Genomic DNA, 21,496 nt, shown 5'->3' with positions numbered 1-21,496 from the left:
GCAGCGAATTTCCTCCTGGGGGCAGGCGTACAGCATATGAAAGTGGAACTGGATGTTTCTGAACTGGCCGTTGGCATGTATGTGGTTGAGATCACTCAGCCCAAGAACAAGTTTCAACTGGCGGAGCAGGGATGGATCACTAAACAGCAGGTGATCGATGGCTTTAAGCGCAAAGGCATTGAGAAGCTGTTAGTCGACAGCAGCAAGCGACGCCCACAGCCTAGTGAGCCTGCCAAGGTTAAACAAGCCGCCCAGCCAACGAAAACGCCTGGACTGTTTAAACAGCGACTGAGTCAGGCCAAGCAGCTGTTTAACGAGTCGAAGGCGATACAGAGACGTCTGTTTGACGATGCCCAAGCTGGCGTGCCCCTGACGCTGGAACCGGTAAGGCGGGTCACGGATCAGTCTATCGAGGCGATATTCGATAATCCCGATGCGCTGGCCTGTGTGATCAACATACGCCATAAAGATCAGTACTTGCTGGAACATTCGGTGGCCGTCTCTGTGCTGATGACGATTTTTGCCTGCTATCTCAAGATAGATAAAGTGATAGTGAGTGAGCTGGCGATCGGCGCCTTCCTGCACGATGTGGGTAAGATCATGATCCCCCCAAGCATTCTCGACAAGCCGGGTCGGTTGACGACCGAGGAGTTTGAGGTGATGAAGACCCATGCCAATCACTCCATCCGCATCATAGAGAATACGCCCAACATCAGCCCGCTGAGCCTGGAGGTCGCCAGGCTTCACCATGAGAAGCTCAACGGCAAGGGCTATCCCTTTGGCGTCAGCGCCGAGGCGATCTCCCGTTATGGCCGGATGATCGCCATCTGTGACATCTTCGACGCCCTGACCGCCAATCGCTGTTATAAGGCAGGCTATCCTCAGGTGAAGGCCTTTAGCATACTGCGCGCCCTGGGGGAGAATAACGAGCTGGACGCCGAGTTAGTGGATCATTTCATCAAGTGCATGGGGGTCTATCCAGTGGGCTCTCTGGTGCAGCTGGAATCTAATCGTCTGGCGATCGTTGAGAGTCATAACCATCAAGACCCTATCCGCCCCAAGGTGAAGCCCTTCTATAGCCTGAATCCCAATCACTTCGAGATCTCCGCCAATATCGATCTGGCGGCGATGCGTGATGACATCATAGTCAAGAATGTGCGCGCCGATGATTTTGATCTCGACATGGATGAGATCATCGAGTTTCTCTCCCACGAGGGCTAGCGCTTTTTTGGTCAAGCGCTAGCTTATTAACGCCTTAGTTTTTTTAGCCCTTAGCTCATTTAACCCCTAGCTCACTTAACCCAGGCTCTATTACGGCCGGAGTTAATTGGGCTTTCCGGGATCACTGAGATTGCCGGGATGATTCAGATTGCTCGGATTACTCAGATTGCCCTGCTTACTGAGAGCCCTGTGTGTATTGAATGGCCAGCTCGGCGAGTTGCAGCTCAAAATCTCCCGCCTGACCATTACCAATCAAGAGACCAACGGCGACCAGTTGCGTCAGGTCTGGGTAGGGGCGCGTTGGATAATCCGCGCCGCGAAAGGTCTCGATAAACTCCCCTGGGGCAAAGGTCCACTGCTCGAGTCTGCCCGCCTGGGTATCGAAGTTTGCCTTGTAGCTGACCAGCTCGCCCTGTTTAAGCACTTTGAGCCTGAGCTGGTAGTGCTTGCCATCGCCTAAGGTGGTGAGGCGAATGCCGCCTGGATGAGCCTGTTGCAAAATCTGCTGCTCCTCCTGGCTCAGCGTGCGCGACACAGAGGCGAAGCCGCCGTTGTTCTCGAGGGAGACATTGCCGCTAAAGCGCAGTCGATATTGCTGATTGGCGTTGAGGAACTCACTCAGCTCACTCTGGGAGCGGCCTCCCATTACCCCATCGTTGACGATTTGCCAGTGACCTGGGTGAGTCAGTAAGGCTAATGTTTCCATCTTAGTATCGACTCCTTGGACTGTGAGAAGGTAAGGTCCTAGTAAGGTCAAGCCAAGTAGCATCTTCATGTGCGCTGCTTATTGATTGCAAGCTCAGGCGCAAAGGGAGATGGAGGGCAAGGCCCTGTGCAGCGCCATGAGTTCACTGAAGATGTAGCTGGCGCCATGCTGCTCGCCATAGGCTCTCTGCTCGCTGAGCAGTACAGATGGCATGCCCGCTCGTTTGGCCGCCTGGATATCATAGTGATGGTCGCCCACATAGGCTATCTGCGACGGCGGCAGCTGCCACAACTTTGCTAGCGCCAGCAGACAGCTGGGATCTGGCTTTGCCGGGCCATCGTCGCGACTGAGAATGAGATCGATCGGCAGGGCGCAGCGCTCTATCTTTAATTCGGCCGCCTGGCGGCTGTTGCGGGTGACTATGGCCGTTGGGATCTGTTGCAGCAACAAAAAATCCAGCAGGGCTAAGGCGCCACTCATCGCCCTGGCGCTCAGGGCATCTAAGTGCTCGGCCTGGGTGATGATGCTATGGGCCTTCTTGGCACGCTCTGTTGGCAGCTGCTGCACGAAGGCGAGAATATCCTGGTCTAATGGGCAGCCGACCGCTAGCTTGAGGGCCTTAAAGTCGAGGGAGCTGCTCACTAAGGTGCCGTCGAGGTCGAAGATCACTCCCTTAAACAAGTTATTAAAGCTCTGCATGGCGTGTCCTTATCTAGATTGAAGGTGAAGGCTGTTGTTAAGAAGGCTGTTGTTAAGAAAGCCGCTAGCTTAATAGCTATAAGTATAGCCAGTAGCTGCCTGTCACTCCTGTCAGGGCTGACATTAGCGAGCGTTTCAAGCGCCAGCTCCCTTTGGGTTTGATTGAGGTGATACGGCGCTGGGTGGTCAGTGGATCAGTAATGGGGAGTAGCGGATAAAAAAATCCCCGCTGGTGCGGGGATTTTAGATTGGATGAGAAGGGGGTTAGGCGTTAAGGCTTAGGTCGCCGCCTTCATCTCGCGGGTAAACTGACCCAGGGCGCTGAGCAGGGCCTGCTCGTCGTCTCGATGGGCCTCGATGATCTTCACCACGGCAGAACCCGAGATGGCGCCCGCCGCGCCCGAGTCGATGGCGGCCTTGACTTGAGCTGGCTCTGCGATGCCAAAGCCCAATAGGGGCGGCGGCGCGTCGAAGGCTTTGAGCTGGGCTAGGATCTCATCCAGCGGCATGCCTGCCTTAGACTCTGTGCCCGTGACGCCGGCGCGTGATAGCAGGTAGGTGTAGCCCTGGCCCTGCTCGGCCACCTGGCGCAGCGTCTCGGCATCGCCATTGGGCGGCGCGATAAAGATTGGCGCTACTTCGTGTGCCTTGGCGGCGGCGATAAAGGGGGCAGCCTCTTCCACCGGCACGTCGGCGATAAGCACAGAATCCACGCCGGCAGCCTTGGCCTTGGCGTAAAAGGCTTCGACGCCGTTGGCATAGACCAGGTTGGCGTATAGCAGCAGGCCGATGGGCAGCTCTGGGTACTTGGCGCGCACCGCAGTGATGATCTCGAAACAGCCACCCGGCGTGGTGCCCGCGGCTAAGGCGCGCAGGTTAGCGCCTTGGATCACCGGGCCGTCGGCGAGGGGATCGGAGAAGGGAAAGCCCAGCTCCAAGGCGTCGGCGCCGTTTTCCACTAAGGTTTCGATGATCTTCAGCGACAATTCTCTGTTGGGGTCGCCTATGGTGACGAAAGGCACGAAGGCGCCGCGCCCGCTTGCGTTAAGTGCGGCAAATGCTGCCTGATAACGGTTACTCATTGCCGCTCTCCTCGTTGTTTGCTTGTTGTTTCTCTAAGATGTCGGCGACGGTGAAGATATCCTTGTCGCCGCGGCCTGAGAGGTTGACCACCAATAGGGTCTCCTCGGTGGCGGCCTCGGCCAGCTTGATGGCATAGGCCAAGGCATGGGCCGATTCAAGCGCCGGGATGATCCCCTCGCTGCGGGCCAGCAGCTGGAAGGCGGCTAAGGCCTCGTCATCTGTGGCCGACTCATAGGTGGCGCGACCGGTCGCCGCCAGGTGGGCGTGCTGCGGGCCCACAGACGGGAAGTCCAAGCCTGCGGAGATGGAGTAAGACTCCTCAATTTGGCCCTCTTTATCTTGCATCAGCGGCGCCTTCATACCGAAGAAGATCCCCGTCTTGCCGTGCTTGAGCGGCGCGCCATGTTTAGGCGTGTCTATGCCGAGTCCTGCTGGCTCAACACCGATAAGCTTAACCGAAGGCTCGTCGATAAAGTCGGCAAACATGCCGATGGCGTTTGAACCGCCGCCGACACAGGCGATCACCGCATCGGGCAGGCGTCCTTCACGGTCGAGTATTTGCGCTTTGGTCTCTTCGCCAATCATGCGCTGAAACTCACGCACTATGGTGGGGAAGGGATGGGGGCCGGCGGCGGTGCCTAGCAGGTAGTGAGCCTTGTCGTAACTGGCGGACCAGTCGCGCATCGCCTCGTTACAGGCATCTTTCAAGGTGGCAGAACCTGAGGTGACCGGAATCACCTCGGCGCCCATCAAGCGCATGCGGAACACGTTGGGCGATTGACGCTCGACATCTTTGGCGCCCATGTAGACCTTACACTTGAGCCCCAATAGCGCGCAGGCAAGTGCAGTGGCCACGCCGTGCTGTCCGGCGCCGGTTTCGGCGATGATCTCTTTCTTGCCCATACGCTTGGCCAGCAGGGCCTGACCCAATACCTGGTTGGTCTTGTGGGCGCCGCCATGGAGCAGATCTTCACGCTTGAGGTAGATCTTCACCAGAGGATTGGGGCTGAGGTTACGGGTCAGCGTCAAGGCGGTCGGTCTGCCGGCGTAGTTTTTCAGCAGATCGGTAAATTCGGCTTGAAAGCTCGGATCGTTCTGCGCATCGACGAAGGCGGCTTCGAGCTGCTTGAGGGCGGGCATCAAAATCTGCGGTACAAACATACCGCCATATTCGCCGAAATAAGGGTCCAGCTTAGTCATCATAAAGCTCTCTCTGTATGGGGCGGCGCCGTTAAGGTGCGCCGCAAAACGTTAATATTCTCTAAGGGCGGTAAAGGCTTGCTTGATAAGCTCTGCATCCTTGATGCCCGGCGCCGATTCGAGGCCCGAGTTAAAGTCCAGGCCGAAGAAGCCCTGCCTGGCGGCGTCGAAGGCATTGCCTGCGTTAAGCCCACCGGCCAACATGGCATTAGCCTTGTGCGGCAGTTGCTGCTGCCAGTTAAAGGCATGGCCCGTGCCGCCAAACTGCACACCGTCAGTCGCCTTTGTCTTGCTGTCGTAGAGCAGGCGATCGGCATTGGCTGGCGTGGAGGGGGCCTGGCAATCGTCGCTGTCGACGCTGACGGCTACCGCCTTCCAGATCTGGGTCTGGCAATCAAGTTCATTTAGCTTAAGTCTGAGCTGATCGATATCGTATTCGCTCTCGCTGCCGTGAAGTTGCACGGCAAACAGGTTTAAACGTTTGGCCAGCTCGGCGATGATGGAGACCTCTTCGTTGACGAAGACGCCGACAAAATTCAGCCCCTTACCGCTGTTTCGCTGCTGCTCGACTAAGTCTAGTGCCTGTTCTGGGCTCACGTAGCGAGGCGATTTCTTGGCAAAGATTAGTCCGCCGTAGAGGGCGCCGGCGTCAATGACGGCGCGCACATCTTCACTGCGGGTCAGGCCGCAGACCTTGTTGTGGCCAAGGGTCAGGGCGCGGCAGGCGAGATCCAGATCGGCCTCGGCCATCAGCGAGCTGCCTACAAGGAAGCCATCCACTAGGGGGCTCAGGCGTCTTACCTGCTGCTGAGTGTAGATGCCTGATTCGCTCACTACCACGCGGTCTGCTGGGATATGCGGGGCTAAAGCCTCAGTGGTCGCCAGATCTGTGGTGAGATCTCTCAGGTTGCGGTTGTTGATCCCTATGATGGCGGCGTCAAGGGCGATGGCGCGCTTGAGCTCCTCTTCATTGCTGACCTCGGTCAGCACATCCAGCTGGTACTGGGCTGCCAGATTTGCCAACTGGCGATAATGGTCATCATCCAGTACCGACAGCATCAGTAGTATGGCATCTGCGCCCTGGTGGGCCGCTAGTTTGACCTGATAGGGATCGACGAAGAAATCTTTACATAGAATGGGCTGGCTCACCCGGGCGCGTACCTTGGGCAGGTAATCCATGTCACCCTGAAAGAACTGCTCGTCGGTCAGTACCGAGATGGCTGCGGCATAATGCTTGTAGACATCGGCGATAGCCTCGACATCGAACGCTTGCCTGATGAGCCCCTTAGAGGGGCTGGCCTTCTTGCACTCGAAGATGAAGCCGGCATTGGGCGCCTTGAGTGCCTGATACAGGCTGCGATCCGACACCTTGGGCGTTAGCGAGGCCTCGGGGAAGCGCTGTTTCAGGGCGGCGATATGAGCCGGTTTAGTGTCGACGATACGGGTCAGCACGTTGCTGCTTGTCTTGGATTCGCCAGTTTGACTGTTTACACTCGCTTGCATCAGTTTGTTCCTAGGTTGTCACTTTGGCTCGCGCTAGCAAGCTGCTCGAGTAGGGTGTATGCCTTGCCGCTGGCGAGGGTCTGTAGCGCCAGCGCCGTACCTTGCTGTGGACTGTCACAACAGCCGGATACATAGAGGGCGCAGCCTGCATTGGCGGCTACCGCCTCAGTGTGCGCCAACTCGCCATGGCCTTGCAATATGGCGCGGGTGATTTCGGCGTTTTCTGCAGGGCCAGCGCCGGCGAGATCGCATATCTCGGCGCGGCTGAGCCCCAGGGCCTCGGGTGAGAGGTAATATTCGACAATTTCGCCCTGTTTCAACTCACAGACTAAGGTTTCGCCGTGTACCGCTACCTCATCCAGGCCGCTGCCGTGGACCACCATGGCGCGTTTGACGTCCAGCGCCTTGAGCACGTCGCAGATAGGGCGCACCAGCATAGGGTCATAGACGCCCAGCAGCATGTAGTCGGGTCTGGCCGGATTGATCAATGGACCTAAGACGTTAAACAGGGTGCGGGTCTTCAGTGCCTGACGCACAGGCACCGCGTGGCGCACGCCGCCGTGATAGTGGGGCGCGAACAGGAAGCAGAGCCCCAGATTGTCGAGACAGTCCCTAGCTGTTTCGGGCGTCATGGTGAGATCGATACCAAACTGCGCCAGCAGATCCGAGGAGCCCGACTTGCTCGATACGCTGCGATTGCCGTGTTTGGCCACCTTAGCGCCCGCCGCCGCGGCCACGAAGGCAGAGGTGGTCGAGATGTTGATGGTGTTGTGACCGTCACCGCCCGTACCCACGATATCTACTATGCCCTGGGCACGTGTGGCCTCACTGGGGGCGGGAAACGCCTTGGCGGCCTGCAGCAGGGCGTCGGCGGCGCCGGAGATCTCATCTATGGTCTCGCCGCGCATCTTCATCGCGACCAACATGCCGGCCATGGCGACGGGATCCATCTTGCCCTCGACTATCTCGCTAAACAGCGCCTTGGTCTCCTCGCGGCTGATGGTTTGCCCCTGATAAAGCCTGTCGAAAATCGGCTGTAGTTCACTCATAACTATACTCCTTGGCCGCTGCTTAATTGGGCATCTTGGGTCAGGTAGGTCAATGTCTGGGTCAGCAGCTGGCTGCCGAGCGTGGTCAAGATAGACTCGGGATGGAACTGAAAGCCCACCGCCTTGACGCTCTTGTGGGAGATGGCCATGGGCATCTCCTCTGTGGTGGCGATCACCTCCAGGCAGTCGGGCACCTGTGTCGCTACTAAGCTGTGGTATCGGGCTACAGGTAGCGGCGAGGGCAGACCGGCGAAGATCCCCTGGCAGCTGTGTATCGTAGGGCTGGCCTTGCCATGAACCACCTGTTTGGCGCGCTCCACCTTGCCGCCGAAGTGTTCGATCATCGCCTGGTGGCCTAAACAGATCCCCAGCATGGGCACCTTGCCAGCCAACAGACCGATAAGCGCCATCAGGCAGCCCGCCTCATGGGGCGCTCCCGGGCCGGGGGATAATACCAGCGCCGCCTTGCCTTGCTCTTGCAGTAGCTTGTCGGCGATAAACTGGGCATCTAAGTCGTTGCGGTAGATCACCACCTCGAAGCCCAAGCTGCGGAACTGATCCACCAGGTTGTAGGTAAAAGAGTCGAAATTATCCAGTAGGTAGAGCTTCATTGTCCGCCTCCCATCTTGATGGCTGATATGACCGCTTGGGCCTTCTGGCGGGTCTCGTCGGCTTCTGCCTGGGGATCTGAGTCATACACCACGCCTGCACCGGCTTGAATATGGGCCGTGCCCTCTTTAACAAAGGCGGAGCGGATCACTATGCAGGTGTCCATGTCGCCAAGGCCGTTGAGATAGCCCACGGCGCCGCCGTAGCTGCCGCGGCGGGTCTTTTCGGCGCCGCGAATAAGCTGGGCTGCGCTTACCTTAGGGGCGCCGGTAAGTGTGCCCATGTTCATGCAGGCCTGATAGGCGTGGAGGGCATCGAGATCGCTTCTAAGCTGGCCAGTGACCCTACTGACCAGGTGCATTACATGGGAGTAGCGATCCACTTTCAGCAGCTCGGCCACCTTGCGGGTGCCGCTCTGGCTGATGCGGGCCACATCGTTTCGGGCCAAGTCCACCAACATCAGGTGCTCGGACAGCTCTTTCTTATCCAGGCGCAGTTCCAGTTCGATGCGGCTGTCGAGATCGAAATCTATCTCGCCGCTCGCCGTCTTGCCGCGCTTGCGGGTTCCGGCGATGGGGTAGATCTCCACCTGGTTGGTGCTGGCTTCATATTTGAGGGCGCTCTCTGGCGAGGCGCCAAACAGGGTAAAGTTATCGCCTCTGAAGTAGAACATGTAGGGGCTGGGATTGGTTAGTCTCAGGGCGCGGTATGCGCCCAGGGCATTCGGGCAAGGCAGGCTGAAGCTGCGTGATGGCACCACCTGAAAGATATCGCCGGCGACGATGTGAGACTTAAGATCTGTCACTATGGTCTTAAACTCATCATCAGAGACATTAACCTGGGTCTCGGCATCCACAGGGCAGAGCGGGGCGATATCGGGAAGGCTGCTACAGGCCTGGTGCAGCTGGGCGACTCGCTCGGCCAATGCCGCCTTAACATCTGCCTGTTGGGTAAAATCATGGCTGATGATATCGGCGCTGCGCGCTTGATGATCGACCAGGATCAGGGTTTCGGCCAGGTAGAAGAGGTAATCTGGGCAGGTATTGGCGCTTTGGCTCACCTTGGGGAGCGGCTCTACCGTGTCGATAAGATCGAACGCCAATACGCCGCCGAGGAACAGGCTTTCAAATTGGGCATCATCGCCCATGTCGATATGCTTTATCAGGCTGCGCAGGCCATCGAGCGGTGAGGTAGATTTTAATCTGGCATCTTCATCCAGGAGCGAGGTGTCTTTTTGCAGGACTAAGGTCAACGTCTTGCCATCGACCTGGCTTTCATCTTCGCCGAAGAAGCGGGCGATGGGGACCAGCAGCGCCTGACCATTGTCGCTCAGCGCGGTGAAGCTGAGTCGGTAACCTTCACAACGTATGGCCAGGGCGGCGTGGGTCATGATGATGCTTTTAAGGTGGTCCTTACTGTCGATCTCAGCCGACTCCAGCAACATGGTATGTGCCGCATCCTGCGTCAGGTGCTGATACAGCTGGAGAGGATCATCATGATAGGTGATCCGCTCCTTTATCGTGTTGACGCTGGCCAGAAACTCTTGCCCCATATTTGCGCTCCTACTTGCCGATAGTAGACTAACTTGTTTATGCGTTTGGGTTAGTCGTTTATAAATCTATTAATAAAATTAGGCGATTAAATGCAAAAAGCCCGCATCGAGTGCGGGCTTTTTGTTTAAATCTTGTCTCTTTTACATGAGCACAGAAATTCACACCACCCGCTATGTTGGGAAGTGCCACCACCAGTTGATGTTGTTGAATAGCTGCGTCGTCATTTCAGTGTCTATCTCATGTAAAGGTAAAATCTTGTTGATGACTATATAAAAACATCCCCTCCGCTGCCTTGTCAATTGAATATTTTTCTATTTGGCTGTTATTAAGGGCCTGTCGGACTTTGCTGTTTGTTTTTGCAGCAGTTTGAAGGTGATTAATACAAGGCAGAGCCTGTGTCTTGTAGTTGTTCTATACAAACAGGCGATAACGCAGTAGAAATTGCCTGCAAACGCTGCCCTATGGGTTCATCTAAACGCGCCCTGCACTTTGTTGCTCGCAATTCACATAGAGTAACTATGCTTCATTGCTGCCGCCTCGCGCAAAACGCGTTTAGATTGAACAAAAATCAAACTTGAAAGTTCTACAGGCCCTTACACCTTAAGATCACAATCTGCGGTGATTACCGAGGAGATTTAACGAATCTTATGCAATTTCGTCCATTTTCATCCAATTAGATGTTTCTAATAACAAAGTCGAGTAGAATAAAGGGATGACAGATGAAACGCGTTTAATCGATCTTCACAGCCACACCACGGCATCCGACGGCCAGTTAACCCCGTCAGAATTAGTGGCCCGCGCCCTGGACAATGGGGTGCAGATGCTGGCCATTACCGATCACGATACCTTAGCCGGTCTCAAGGAAGCCCACAGCTTCAACGATAGTCAAGCAGAGCCTCTAACTCTGATTAACGGCTGCGAGATCTCTACCCGTTGGAATAACTTCGATATTCATATCGTTGCCTTAAATATTGATCCTGAACATCAGGGGCTGGATGCCTTCTTGACCCAGCAGCGGGCCTTGCGTGAGGCGCGGGCGATGGAGATAGGCGTGCGCCTGGAGAAGGCGGGCATCAGCGGCGCCTATGAAGGGGCTAAGGCGTTAGCCGAAGGTGCGGCGCTGAGTCGTGGCCACTATGCGCGCTGGCTGGCGGACAACGGCTATGCCACCAATGCCGCTGCCGTGTTTAAGAAATACCTGGCCCGGGGCAAGACTGGCTATGTGCCGAACAATTGGTCTGACATGGAAACCGCTATCGCCATCATTCATGAGGCGGGCGGCGTCGCCGTGCTGGCACACCCCAGCGGCTACAAGTTGTCGGCCAAATGGCTAAAGCGTCTAGTGCGTGAATTTAAGGCCGCCGGTGGCGATGCCATGGAAGTGGTGCTGGGTCAGCAGACCTTGGACGATCGTAACAATTTAATAGCCTTGAGTCGGCTCAATGAACTGCATGCATCGCTGGGAAGCGATTTTCATTTTCCCGGTAGCTGGCTCGAGTTAGGTAGAAATATGTTCCAACCCCAAGGTGTCGATTGGGTGTGGCAAATGGATAATTGGATGGGAAACCCATGAGTCAATTTTTTTATGTACATGAGGAAAATCCTCAGGTTCGTCTGATTAATCAGGCGGTCAATGTGATTAAGCAGGGCGGCGTGGTGGTCTATCCCACAGACTCTGGCTATGCCCTAGGTTGTCTGCTGGGTGAGAAAGATGCGATGACCCGCATAGTGCGTATTCGTCAGATCGAGAACGATCACAACTTCTCCTTGATGGTGCGTGATCAGTCTGAGCTGGCGACCTATGCCAGGGTGGATAACCAGGCTTACCGCGTGCTCAAGCACAACACCCCTGGTCCTTTTACCTTCATCTTCAAGGCCACCAAAGAGGTGCCTAAGCGCCTACAGAACCCGAAGAAGAAGACTATCGGTATTCGCGTGCCAGACAATGTGATTGCCCTGGCGCTGCTGGAGGCGCTCGATGCACCGCTGATGTCTACCAGTCTTATCCTGCCGGGTGAAGAGTTTACCGAGTCAGATCCCGAGCATATCCGTGACATCCTCGAGCATCAGGTAGACGTGATTATTCATGGCGGTTATCTGGGTGAGAAGCCGACTACGGTTATCGATCTCTCCGAGGGCGATATTGAGATCTTACGTGAAGGTGCAGGGGATATTAGCCAGTTTGGCTAAAGCCCTGTCTATTGGTCAAATTTGCAGGTATAATCGCGCGTTTGGTGTCGATTAGCCTCGCCAGAAACGGGTGGTTATTCGCCCTAAATGGCGGTAATTTATCGTTATTATCTAACCTTTAGCCTGTGGCAGGAAATTGCCTGTCTGCTGACTTGGAGAGCGGATGCTGGGGACTCAGCAAAGTTTACCTTTGGCCGTGGTCAGGGGCGAGCCCGTTAAGGAGCTGCCGGCGGATCTCTTTATTCCGCCCGAGGCGTTAGAGGTGTTTCTCGAGTCTTTCGAAGGCCCGCTGGATCTGCTGCTCTATCTGATCCGTAAGCAGAAACTGGATGTGGTCGAGATGGCCATTGCGCCGGTGACGGATCAATATCTTGAGTATATCGAGCTGTTGCAGGGGGCGAGGGTGGAACTGGCCGCCGACTATCTGGTGATGGCCGCAACCCTGGCCGAGATCAAGTCGCGTCTCTTGCTGCCAAGACCCGAGCTTGCAGAGGAAGATGAGGCTGATCCCCGTGCCCAGCTGATTAGACAGCTTAAGGCCTACGAGGTGATTAAAGACGCGCAGCAAAGGCTAGATGCCTTGCCGCGACTCGAGCGAGATGTGTTTCAGGCTAAGGTGTTGCCCGCGCCTGATATCAAGCCGGTGTTAGTGCCGCCGTCGGTTTCCCTGGTGGAGTTGGCCGGTGCCTTCGCCGCCGTGTTAAAGCGGGTCGAGGCCACAGAGCATCACCATGTGCAGCGGGAACATCTGTCGACACGGGAACGCATGACGCAAATATTGGCTATGCTAGAAGGCAAGTCCTATGTGCCTTTCGAGCAGCTGTTTGATGTTTCTGAGGGGCGATCCGGCGTGGTAGTGAGCTTTCTTGCGCTGATGGAGCTGGTAAAAGAGCTTCTGGTCGACCTAATTCAGGCGCAGCCGCTGTCGACCATACATGTTAGGGCCTATTGATTGTCGAGTAAGAAACTGCAAATAAACCCGGATCAGCTCAAGCAGCTGATTGAAGCCAGTCTGTTTGTGATGGCTAGGACTGTCTCTATCAAGCACTTAAATGAAAGTGTGCTGGCAAACTTTAGCGTCTCCCGCGCCAAGGTTAAGGCCGCCATAGAGGAGTTGCAGCAGGATTATCAGGGGCGCGGCATAGAGTTAGTCAAGGTGGCGGGCGGATATCGTTTTCAGTCCATCGAAACCTTGAGTCCCTATCTGCAGCCACTGTGGCAGGAGAAGGCGCCGAGATATTCCCGGGCGACCCTGGAGACCCTGGCGGTGATCGCCTATCGTCAGCCGGTCACCCGCGCCGATATTGAGTTTGTACGTGGTGTGGCCGTGGGAAGCCATATCATCAAGAGTCTATCCGATAGACACTGGATTAAGATTGTCGGTCATAAAGAGGTGCCGGGCAGGCCCGCGCTCTATGCGACCACAAATGAATTTTTAGCCTATTTTGGCTTGGACAGGATAGCGGACCTTCCTCCCTTATCCGATGCCGAGTCACTAGCGGCGCTGTTTGGACAAACCCAGGCGGTCGAGTCGACCCCTGACAACACAGCGCCTCAAACCGATGAAGAGTCTACTAATGAGTGAAAAATTGCAGAAAGTCTTGGCCCGTGCAGGCCATGGCTCCCGTCGTGAGATGGAGGCATGGATTGCTGCAGGCCGAGTTAGTATAGACGGTGAAATTGCCAAATTGGGCGATCGTATCGAGGCCGATGCCAAGGTGCGTATCGATGGTCGTACTGTATCGATCAAGTCTGAGGATGACTTGGTTTGCCGCGTGATCGCCTATCACAAGCCTGAAGGGGAGATCTGCAGCCGCAAAGATCCCGAAGGGCGCCCGACGGTATTCGACCGTCTGCCTAAGACCCGAGATTCTCGCTGGGTGGCGGTAGGTCGTCTGGATATCAACACCTCAGGCTTGTTGCTGTTTACCTCTGACGGTGAGCTGGCCAACCGCTTGATGCACCCGTCTCATGAGGTGGAGCGTGAATATGCCGTGCGCACCTTTGGTGAGGTGACCGATGCCTGTATTCAACGTCTGCGCAGTGGCGTTACCTTGGAAGATGGCCCGGCCCATTTTGACAAGGTGAAGCCTGCCGGTGGCGAGGGCATGAATAAATGGTGGCATGTGTCGCTAGCAGAAGGCCGTAACCGTGAGGTTCGCCGCCTGTGGGAATCCCAGGAAGTGCAGGTGAGCCGCCTGATCCGCATTCGCTACGGCATGATAGATCTGCCTAAGTCGCTGCCTCGCGGTGGTTGGGTCGAGCTGCCAATCGAGCAGGTAAACTATCTGCGTAAGCTGGCCGGTATGGATGAGGAGACGCGCACCCTGCTGGGCACAGACAAACACAGTGTGGCCCGCGCCAAGGTGAAAAGCGCCAAGATCCGCCGCGCAGTGCGTAAGCACAAGACCACAGCGGGTAAAACGCCGCGTCAACGCAGCTAAAACAAAGCATAAAAAAAGCCGCCTCGTGCGGCTTTTTTTATGCTTTTTTCTAGTGTTGCCTAAGGAAGGTGCGAACAAGTCGTTGCATAGCTCTGGCTTTGATAGCAGAGGCATTTCAAGGCATTCAACTGAGGACATGCCGAGGCCTGCTGAAGTTGAATAACGCCGAAATGGTGTTGCTATCAAAGCCCCGCAGGGCGAGGCTTACAGTGGTATTTGCTGCGTTACAGTTCTTGCGAAGGACTAGGGCCATTCGCTGCAAACTGTGCCTTGTATCTACCCACTTTAAGCACACGCAGAGCAAGCACTGGAATTATTCGCACCTTCCCTAAGCCTCACAGACTTGAGTCATCTGTCATCGTCAGCCATGATGAAGCTTATTAGCAACAGGAAGCGCAAGATGAAATTATGCTCAGTCACCAAAATATGGGATAAGTCGGCTCACAATGCCTTTACCGATCTTGCTCTCTTTCGCGGCAAGCTCTATTGCGTATTCAGGGAAGCCAGTGCCCATGTCTCACCTGATGGTGCGCTGCGGATCCTATGCACCGATAATGATGGACAAGACTGGCATAGTGTTGCCCTCATCGAGGCCGATTTTGCCGACCTCAGGGACGGTAAGCTGGTGGTCGATGGGGATAGCCTATTCCTGTTTGGCGGCGCCGCTATGCATGAGGGCAAGGGTGAGGGCATGCGCTCTTACTGCTGGCAATCTGATGATGGGATACATTGGTCTGTGCCAAGGGCGCTGGTAAAAGAGAGAGAGTGGCTGTGGCGCATCACGCCCCATAAGGGCCACTTCTATGGGATTGCCTATTATTGTCATGAACATGATGGCTATGCGGCGCTGTATAAGAGCGACGCTAATACCGATTTTCATCCCTTAGTGGAGAAGCTTAGTCAGGCCGGTTATGTCAATGAGTCTGGTTTAGTGTTCGACGAGGCAGACAAAGCCATCTGTCTGCTACGCCGGGATCCACTGTGGCAGACCGATGAGCGTGCATTGCTGGGCGAGTCAGCGCCTCCATATACCCAGTGGCATTGGCAAACGGCGAATTGCCGCATAGGGGGACCCGTAACCTTTCTCTATCAAGGTCAGCTTTATGGCGTGGTGCGCCTCTATGATGGTCGTGTGCGTACCGCTCTGGTGGCGATCGACAGACAAAGCGCGCAAATAGCGGAGTTGCTCACCCTGCCTTCGGGCGGCGACACCAGTTATGCCGGTGTCGTGCTCTGTGACAATATCTTGATGGTCAGTTATTACTCCTCCCACGAAGGCGACTGCGCCATTTATTTCGCTAAAATTGCCCTTTAACCTATTTAAGACCGAGTGAGACATCATTTGGTCTTTATCACTTCTGTATTTTCGCATTTTGTTTAGTCAAATATCCTGAATGTCAATTCTTTCTAATTCTGTGAATTTTTAATTTATTTTTAAGGTAAAGGTTAAGGTGCGTAATAGATAAGTTTTAACGTTTTTGTTGTTAAAATTGTTATTTACCCTTTCTTACCGTCAAGATACATTATTTTACATTGTTACTTTTGTGGTTGTTTTTTATATTTAATTGATCTTTCGTTAAACTATTAAACATATTTAGCACAGACGTATTAATTTGTATCATCTGATTGTTTTTGTATTTTTACATTTTTCGATAATCTTGATTGCCACAAAAACCCTTTATAAATCAGGTGAATGGGTCACTCTTGCCGGGTGAGTGGTATCGTTTTTTATTATCGAGTTGTATCAATGTTTATCATTGTGGTTATTTTCATGTTAACTGCGTTGACTTATTTTATCTTTTTTCACAATATCTTCACCGAAGGACATTCTTCTTATTTTAAAAATAAAAAATAAATTAATGATCGAAACTCAGATTGTCTGGTTTCGTATTATGAGGGAAACATATGAACTCTTTGACCTTAACAGCAAAAGCGGTTCGCGTAGGCTTATTTGCCGCCGCGACATCTAGCATTGCATTTTCTGGTATCGCAATTGCTGAAGAGCAAAGCGATAAAGTTGAACGCATCGAAGTAACTGGTTCGCGTATTAAGCAAGTTGATATGGAGACTTCGTCTCCTGTGACTGTATTAAGTGCGGCAGATATCGCGTTGACCGGTGAAAAAACCGTTGCCGACGTCTTGAATAACTCTTCTATCAACGCCTTTGGTTCTTGGCGTGGTACTTCGGGTTATGGTTCGGGTGCGAGTGCGACTTCAACAGTCAACATGCGTGGTTTAGGTTCTCAGGCTACCTTGGTGTTGCTTGATGGCCGTCGTATGCCTGGTACCAGCTCTAGCTCGGGTGCCGAGGCAGATACATCTCAGATCCCACTAGCAATCGTTGAACGTATCGAGATCCTACGTGATGGTGCCTCTGCGGTTTATGGCTCAGACGCCGTAGCAGGTGTAATTAACATCATTACCAAGAAAGAGTTTGATGGATTCCAAGTCGACTTCAGCACAGAGCAGCCTAGCGTAGAAGGCGGTGATGCCAATCGTTTCTCTATTGCGGCTGGCTTCAACTCTGAGAAAGGTAATGTGACTTTTACCTATGAGTACTATGACACTAAGGCTGTGATGGACCGTGACATCTGGAACATGGATGATCCTAGCTATGGTGACTACAGCTCTTTCAGCTCTGTGCCGAATGGCTACTATAACACCGGTGAGAAAGATGCCGATGGTGATGATATCTATGCATTCTACTCAAACTCTGAGATGTGTGCCGATACCGATAACGTTGCCGATACCACAGATGGTCAGAACAATGGTCGCTGTCTATACAGCTATGGCGCGGTAACCAAGCTATTTGGTGACATGACCCGCAACTCTTTCATGACCAACTTTAACTATGACATCACAGATAACATTCGCTTCCGTGGTCGTGGTACCGCATCTTTGAGCGAAACCAACACACGTTATGCCGGTACACCAGTATCGACTAACTATCCTGTGATGAGTGCGGATAACCAATATAACCCAACGGGTAAGGACATGACGCTGTACATGCGCTCTGTTCAGATTGGTGAGCGCGACACCCTAACCGAAACAAACAGTTTCGATATCCTAGGTGGCTTCGTGGGTTATGCCGACGTGGGTAATGGTATCGATTGGGAGCTGAACGCGCAGCACTCTGCATCGACCACTAACGCCTTTAACTACAACCTGATCAACGACAACATCATTCAGAGCGAGATCGATACTGGCAACTATGATGTTTTCAATACCTCAGGTATGAGCTATGCAGAGTGGGAGCAGCAGATGACTGCACTGTATTCTGCCGCAAACCACACTGGTGTATACCAAGGTAAGTTCGACAGCACGCAGATCGACGGTCTTGCCAGCACCATGCTGTATGAACAAGGTGATTTCTCAGTGGCCATCGTAGGTGGTTTAGAGTATGAGATGATCAACTTCAAGCAAACCTCTGATCCAGAGTCGGCTTCTGGCATTATCTCTGGTGGTTCGGGCGGTGACGATGTTGATGCTGAGCGTACACGTCAGTCTGCCTATACCGAAATCCAGATGGCACTACCTGCCAACTTCGAACTGTCAGCGGCGCTACGTTATGAGCGTTATGAGCAGGAAGGTACCTTGACGGGTGCAGAAGGTCAGGTGACTAACTCTTCTACATTCGATGCCGTCGTACCTAAGTTTGGTTTGAGCTGGCGCCCTGTCGATTCGTTGCTGCTGCGTGCTAGCTACGGTGATTCATTCCGCGCACCAAACATGGGTGAGATGTTCTCGTCGCAATCTCTGAGCTTCGAGAAGGCCTATGATTCGGTTTGGTGTGAAGCCAACAACGATTCTGACGCCAATTACTGTGCTACAGGTAACCAGCACAAGACTTGGTTTGGTGGTAACCCGAATCTAGAAGCGGAAGAGGGTAACTCACTGACATTGGGTGGCGTCTGGAACGTGACCGATGCGTGGAGTGTTGAACTGTCATATTACTCAATCACTTATGACAACAAGATTGAAGCTGTTAGCGCATCAGACGTGATCCGTGATGAGAAGATCAACGGTGGCTCTGACTTCGTGACTCGTGGCCCAGATGGTAAGATTGAGTACCTTGAAAGTGGTTATGTGAACAAGGCATCGCTGGAAACGTCTGGTTTTGACTTTGCTTCTTCATACAACTTCGAGACAGGCTTCGGTGACTTCAACCTTAAGCTAGATGTTACTCACATCCTCGACTTTAAAGAGCAGGCCGATGCCGAATCTGAGAAGATCGATTACTCAGGTACCCAAGACTATCCTGATTGGCGTGGTAACTTCGCCGCGGCTTGGTACTACAACGATTTCAGCGCGGCTTGGACAACCGTGTATATCGGTAGTCAGTCAGGTGCAATGTGGCGCGACCTTGGTTACGACTACATCATCGACACACCAAGCTACTTCAAGCATAACTTCCAGGTGGGTTACACCCATGATTGGAACGGTACTATCACAGTGGGTGTGAACAACCTGTTCGACGAGAAAGCACCGACTTGGTATGACTATGCGGGTTATCGCGATGTGAACACCAACCTATACGATGTATTGGGTCGTACCTTCTATCTGCGTATTAACCAGAAGTTCTAAATCGTTATTCACCCTCCCTGTGACTTAACGATAAAAGCCTCCTGATTCAGGAGGCTTTTTTATGGGCGTTATTAAGTGGACTGTCTTTTAAATTAGTTGTCGACTGGCGCGGCTAGCGTGACTAACTCGATTGGCTCGACTGAGCGAACCGCTCGATTAGCAAGCAGCCCGCTTAGGGATGTGTGCTTAGTGGGTGAGCCTGAGCTCGTGCCTGTGTTCGTGGGCGTAATCGGCGGCGCACTGGGTGCAGCGCTGCTCGAGCGGATTGGCGTTGAGCCGCTCGGCTTCGATATCGGCCTCGCAGTCTGAGCACAAGCCGTAGAGACCCAGATCCAGCTGGCACAGCGCCGCATCGAGTTGGGTCAGCTTGATAAATAGGGGCTCGTCGGCCAGTTTGGCCGCGGTCATCTCGTCGATGAGGGAGGTCAGCGAGAGTTGCTGGGTATCGAGCGTTATTTGATGTAATGCCAGCAGGGTACCTAACTCTTTCCTGAGATTCGCTTCAAGCACCGACAGTTCATGTCTGATATGGGATCTGCTCACAAATCATTGCCTAGTTGATATTCTTAGATAATCAGTCTAAACCGCTTGGGCGTATTGGCTATGACTAAGATCAAAAGTCGGTGACTTTTATGGTGAATCGCGTTGAGGGATGTGAAGATCAGACCAGTTAAGGCGCGGCTAGGCTGGCTATTTGTCGCGCCTTGAGATAGGGAAGGCTTGAAGGTTAGCAGTGCCTGAAGCCCTGAAGCATCATAGAGCCTACAGATGCGACCGTCAGGCACAAGTATCTTGCTAGCAACTGCGTAGCAGGGACAAGATGCTCTGGGTATCTTTCAGTACGCGTAACTGGCGGAACAGGGCTTCGCCCTCCTCATAGTGGCGGGCGATAAACCTCAGCCACTGTTTGATGCGCGCCGGATAGTACTTCTCTTTCTCGCTGACGATCTCAAACTCTGAATATTGCAGCAGCAGCGCCAGCACCTCGGGCCAGGGCATAGGCGTCTGCTCGCCTTTAACGACGTGGGCTAGGTTGGGGATGGTCAGGGCGCCGCGGCCGAGCATGACGTCATCACAGCCGCTGGCCTCGAGGCATTTCAGGTAATCTTCTCTGCCCCAGATCTCGCCGTTGGCTATGATGGGCAGGCGAGTGACAGATTTTATCTGCGCGATATATTCCCAGTGCGCCGGCGGTCGGTAGGCTTCCTCTTTGGTGCGAGCGTGCACCGTGAGTTCGGTGGCGCCGGCCGCCTCGATAGCCTGGGCAATTTCAGTGCAGCGGCTCTTGTCATCCCACCCCAGGCGGATCTTGGCCGACACTGGCTTATCCTTGGGCACCGCCTGCCTCACGGCCTGGGTCACCCGGTAGATGGTTTCGGGCTCTTTTAACAGCGCCGCGCCGCCCTTGCTGCGATTAACCATAGGGGCAGGGCAGCCATAGTTAAGATCGACGCCGCGAGAACCGAGCTCGACGGCGCGAATGGCATTCTCGGCCATCCAGTTGGGCTCCTGCCCCAGCAATTGCAGGCGCACCGGGGTACCCGAGGCGGTTTTGCATTGGTACTTAAGCTCGGCGCAGAGTCGGTAGAAGACTTTTTCTGGCAGCAGCTGATCGACGACGCGAATAAACTCGCTGATCACCATGTCATAGCCACCAACGCTGGTTAGCAGGGCTCGCATCGGGGCGTCGGCAACGCCTTCCATCGGGGCTAAGATGACACGCATGATTCTCGTTTTCTCATTAATTCAAGGCGCAGAGCCTAAAAAGGTGAACCTGTCGGCCATGGTGTACGTACTGCTTGAGTACTGCATTGCCAGGCCGGGTAAAAGGGCGCTTATTCTACGTCAAGCGCCTAGCAGATACAAAGCCTGTGTGCGTGCGGGAAGGTGTGGGGATAACGGCTGTGCCCAGCCAAACTTATGAGTCAGATGCGAGTATCTTTTGTTATCTATGACTGGCTTATCGATTTTTAGTCAATAAAGACGTGAGATCAATCGATTACTGCTGTTTAGATGCTTGCGCTAACACATAATTTGGGTCATAAATGTGATGCCTGATAAGTTTTTTGAAATAAAAATCTAGGGGGCCGGGTCATATTATCCGAGCCAGCAACGCACTGATGTTGGCAAACCATTGCATATAAGAGATCAACAAAGGAAGAGATTATGAAATTAGTAAAGAATACTGCTGTTGCTGTAGCGTTAGGCACTGTGTTTGTTGGTAGCGCGTTTGCGGCGCAGGCTCAAGCTAATCCGTTTGGTTACAGTGAAATGCAAGCTGGTTACCAGATCGCCGATGGCGAAGGTAAGTGTGGCGAAGGCAAGTGTGGCGAGAACATGAAGAAAGGCGCCAAAGAAGGTAAGTGCGGCGAGAACATGAAAGCCAAAGAGGGTAAATGTGGCGAAGGCATGAAGAAAGGCGCCAAAGAAGGTAAGTGTGGCGAAGGTAAATGCGGCGCCCAGATGAAGGCCCATAAAGAGGGTAAGTGCGGCGAAAACATGAAAGCCAAAGAAGGTAAGTGTGGCGAAAACATGAAAGCCAAAGAAGGTAAGTGTGGCGAGAACATGAAGGCCAAAGAGGGCAAGTGTGGCGAAGATATGAAGAAGGGCAAAGAAGGCAAGTGTGGCGGCCATAAGTAATAGGCCTTAAGGCAA

At 53.8% G+C, this 21,496-nt stretch carries 19 protein-coding genes; 9 read left to right on the top strand and 10 right to left on the bottom strand.

From position 1 onward, the window contains the following. Nucleotides 1–36: 36 nt before the first annotated feature. Nucleotides 37–1,221 (top strand): cyclic di-GMP phosphodiesterase, encoded by a 1,185-nt coding sequence (locus tag K0I63_RS11690; RefSeq protein WP_220081153.1) that lies wholly within the window; start codon nucleotides 37–39, stop codon nucleotides 1,219–1,221. Nucleotides 1,222–1,396: 175 nt separating this feature from the next. On the opposite strand, the gene K0I63_RS11685 is transcribed toward K0I63_RS11690, so the two are convergent. From K0I63_RS11685 to K0I63_RS11650, 8 genes are all read right to left on the bottom strand, one after another. Continuing rightward, on the bottom strand, nucleotides 1,397–1,927 hold the full coding sequence (locus K0I63_RS11685) for a CIA30 family protein (RefSeq protein ID WP_220081152.1): 531 nt from the start codon (nucleotides 1,925–1,927) through the stop codon (nucleotides 1,397–1,399). A 93-nt stretch (nucleotides 1,928–2,020) separates the two neighbouring features. Continuing rightward, nucleotides 2,021–2,626, bottom strand: a complete 606-nt coding sequence (locus K0I63_RS11680) for an HAD family hydrolase (protein ID WP_220081151.1) — start codon at nucleotides 2,624–2,626, stop codon at nucleotides 2,021–2,023. Between the two features lie 278 nt (nucleotides 2,627–2,904). Continuing rightward, entirely contained in the window at nucleotides 2,905–3,708 is an 804-nt protein-coding gene (trpA, locus tag K0I63_RS11675; protein ID WP_220081150.1) for a tryptophan synthase subunit alpha, read from the bottom strand. After that, nucleotides 3,701–4,909, bottom strand: a complete 1,209-nt coding sequence (gene trpB / locus K0I63_RS11670; protein WP_144203214.1) for a tryptophan synthase subunit beta — start codon at nucleotides 4,907–4,909, stop codon at nucleotides 3,701–3,703. The genes trpA and trpB overlap by 8 nt, the downstream gene beginning before the upstream one ends. A 51-nt stretch (nucleotides 4,910–4,960) precedes the next feature. Continuing rightward, a complete protein-coding gene (gene trpCF, locus K0I63_RS11665) occupies nucleotides 4,961–6,412 on the bottom strand; it encodes a bifunctional indole-3-glycerol-phosphate synthase TrpC/phosphoribosylanthranilate isomerase TrpF (RefSeq protein ID WP_220081149.1) in 1,452 nt (483 codons plus the stop codon). Next, nucleotides 6,412–7,467 carry an anthranilate phosphoribosyltransferase gene (gene trpD, locus K0I63_RS11660; RefSeq protein ID WP_220083430.1) on the bottom strand — a complete coding sequence of 352 codons (1,056 nt, stop codon included), beginning with the start codon at nucleotides 7,465–7,467 and terminating at the stop codon, nucleotides 6,412–6,414. Before trpD ends, trpCF begins: the two co-directional genes overlap by 1 nt. Continuing rightward, nucleotides 7,464–8,072 carry an aminodeoxychorismate/anthranilate synthase component II gene (locus tag K0I63_RS11655; RefSeq protein ID WP_220081148.1) on the bottom strand — a complete coding sequence of 203 codons (609 nt, stop codon included), beginning with the start codon at nucleotides 8,070–8,072 and terminating at the stop codon, nucleotides 7,464–7,466. The genes trpD and K0I63_RS11655 overlap by 4 nt, the downstream gene beginning before the upstream one ends. Next, nucleotides 8,069–9,622 carry an anthranilate synthase component 1 gene (locus K0I63_RS11650; protein WP_220081147.1) on the bottom strand — a complete coding sequence of 518 codons (1,554 nt, stop codon included), beginning with the start codon at nucleotides 9,620–9,622 and terminating at the stop codon, nucleotides 8,069–8,071. Before K0I63_RS11650 ends, K0I63_RS11655 begins: the two co-directional genes overlap by 4 nt. Before the next feature lie 713 nt (nucleotides 9,623–10,335). Between K0I63_RS11650 and rnm the strand changes: the two genes are divergently transcribed. From rnm to K0I63_RS11615, 7 genes are all read left to right on the top strand, one after another. Next, nucleotides 10,336–11,196, top strand: coding sequence for an RNase RNM (rnm, locus tag K0I63_RS11645; protein ID WP_220060548.1), 861 nt, complete (start codon nucleotides 10,336–10,338; stop codon nucleotides 11,194–11,196). Next, nucleotides 11,193–11,813, top strand: a complete 621-nt coding sequence (locus tag K0I63_RS11640; protein ID WP_220081146.1) for an L-threonylcarbamoyladenylate synthase — start codon at nucleotides 11,193–11,195, stop codon at nucleotides 11,811–11,813. The genes rnm and K0I63_RS11640 overlap by 4 nt, the downstream gene beginning before the upstream one ends. Before the next feature lie 163 nt (nucleotides 11,814–11,976). Further along, complete coding sequence (locus K0I63_RS11635; RefSeq protein ID WP_220081145.1) at nucleotides 11,977–12,765, top strand: segregation and condensation protein A; 789 nt, start codon at nucleotides 11,977–11,979, stop codon at nucleotides 12,763–12,765. A gap of 15 nt (nucleotides 12,766–12,780) precedes the next feature. Further along, on the top strand, nucleotides 12,781–13,398 hold the full coding sequence (gene scpB / locus K0I63_RS11630; RefSeq protein ID WP_220083429.1) for an SMC-Scp complex subunit ScpB: 618 nt from the start codon (nucleotides 12,781–12,783) through the stop codon (nucleotides 13,396–13,398). Beyond that, on the top strand, nucleotides 13,391–14,257 hold the full coding sequence (gene rluB, locus K0I63_RS11625) for a 23S rRNA pseudouridine(2605) synthase RluB (protein WP_220042662.1): 867 nt from the start codon (nucleotides 13,391–13,393) through the stop codon (nucleotides 14,255–14,257). Before scpB ends, rluB begins: the two co-directional genes overlap by 8 nt. Nucleotides 14,258–14,657: 400 nt before the next feature. Continuing rightward, on the top strand, nucleotides 14,658–15,572 hold the full coding sequence (locus tag K0I63_RS11620) for a sialidase family protein (protein WP_220081144.1): 915 nt from the start codon (nucleotides 14,658–14,660) through the stop codon (nucleotides 15,570–15,572). A 590-nt stretch (nucleotides 15,573–16,162) separates the two neighbouring features. Then, entirely contained in the window at nucleotides 16,163–18,841 is a 2,679-nt protein-coding gene (locus tag K0I63_RS11615; RefSeq protein ID WP_220081143.1) for a TonB-dependent receptor, read from the top strand. A 186-nt stretch (nucleotides 18,842–19,027) separates the two neighbouring features. Here K0I63_RS11615 and K0I63_RS11610 read toward each other — a convergent pair whose 3' ends face one another. After that, on the bottom strand, nucleotides 19,028–19,384 hold the full coding sequence (locus K0I63_RS11610; protein ID WP_011866041.1) for a TraR/DksA family transcriptional regulator: 357 nt from the start codon (nucleotides 19,382–19,384) through the stop codon (nucleotides 19,028–19,030). Between the two features lie 252 nt (nucleotides 19,385–19,636). Beyond that, complete coding sequence (gene dusC / locus K0I63_RS11605; protein WP_220081142.1) at nucleotides 19,637–20,566, bottom strand: tRNA dihydrouridine(16) synthase DusC; 930 nt, start codon at nucleotides 20,564–20,566, stop codon at nucleotides 19,637–19,639. Between the two features lie 441 nt (nucleotides 20,567–21,007). Between dusC and K0I63_RS11600 the strand changes: the two genes are divergently transcribed. Beyond that, nucleotides 21,008–21,481, top strand: a complete 474-nt coding sequence (locus K0I63_RS11600; RefSeq protein WP_220081141.1) for an HvfA family oxazolone/thioamide-modified RiPP metallophore — start codon at nucleotides 21,008–21,010, stop codon at nucleotides 21,479–21,481. Nucleotides 21,482–21,496: the final 15 nt, after the last annotated feature.

Source organism: Shewanella rhizosphaerae (genome assembly GCF_019457655.1).
GTDB classification, from domain to species: Bacteria; Pseudomonadota; Gammaproteobacteria; order Enterobacterales; family Shewanellaceae; genus Shewanella; species Shewanella loihica.
Note: the sequence above shows the minus strand (reverse complement) of the source record. Positions and strands in the feature narration are given on the sequence as shown.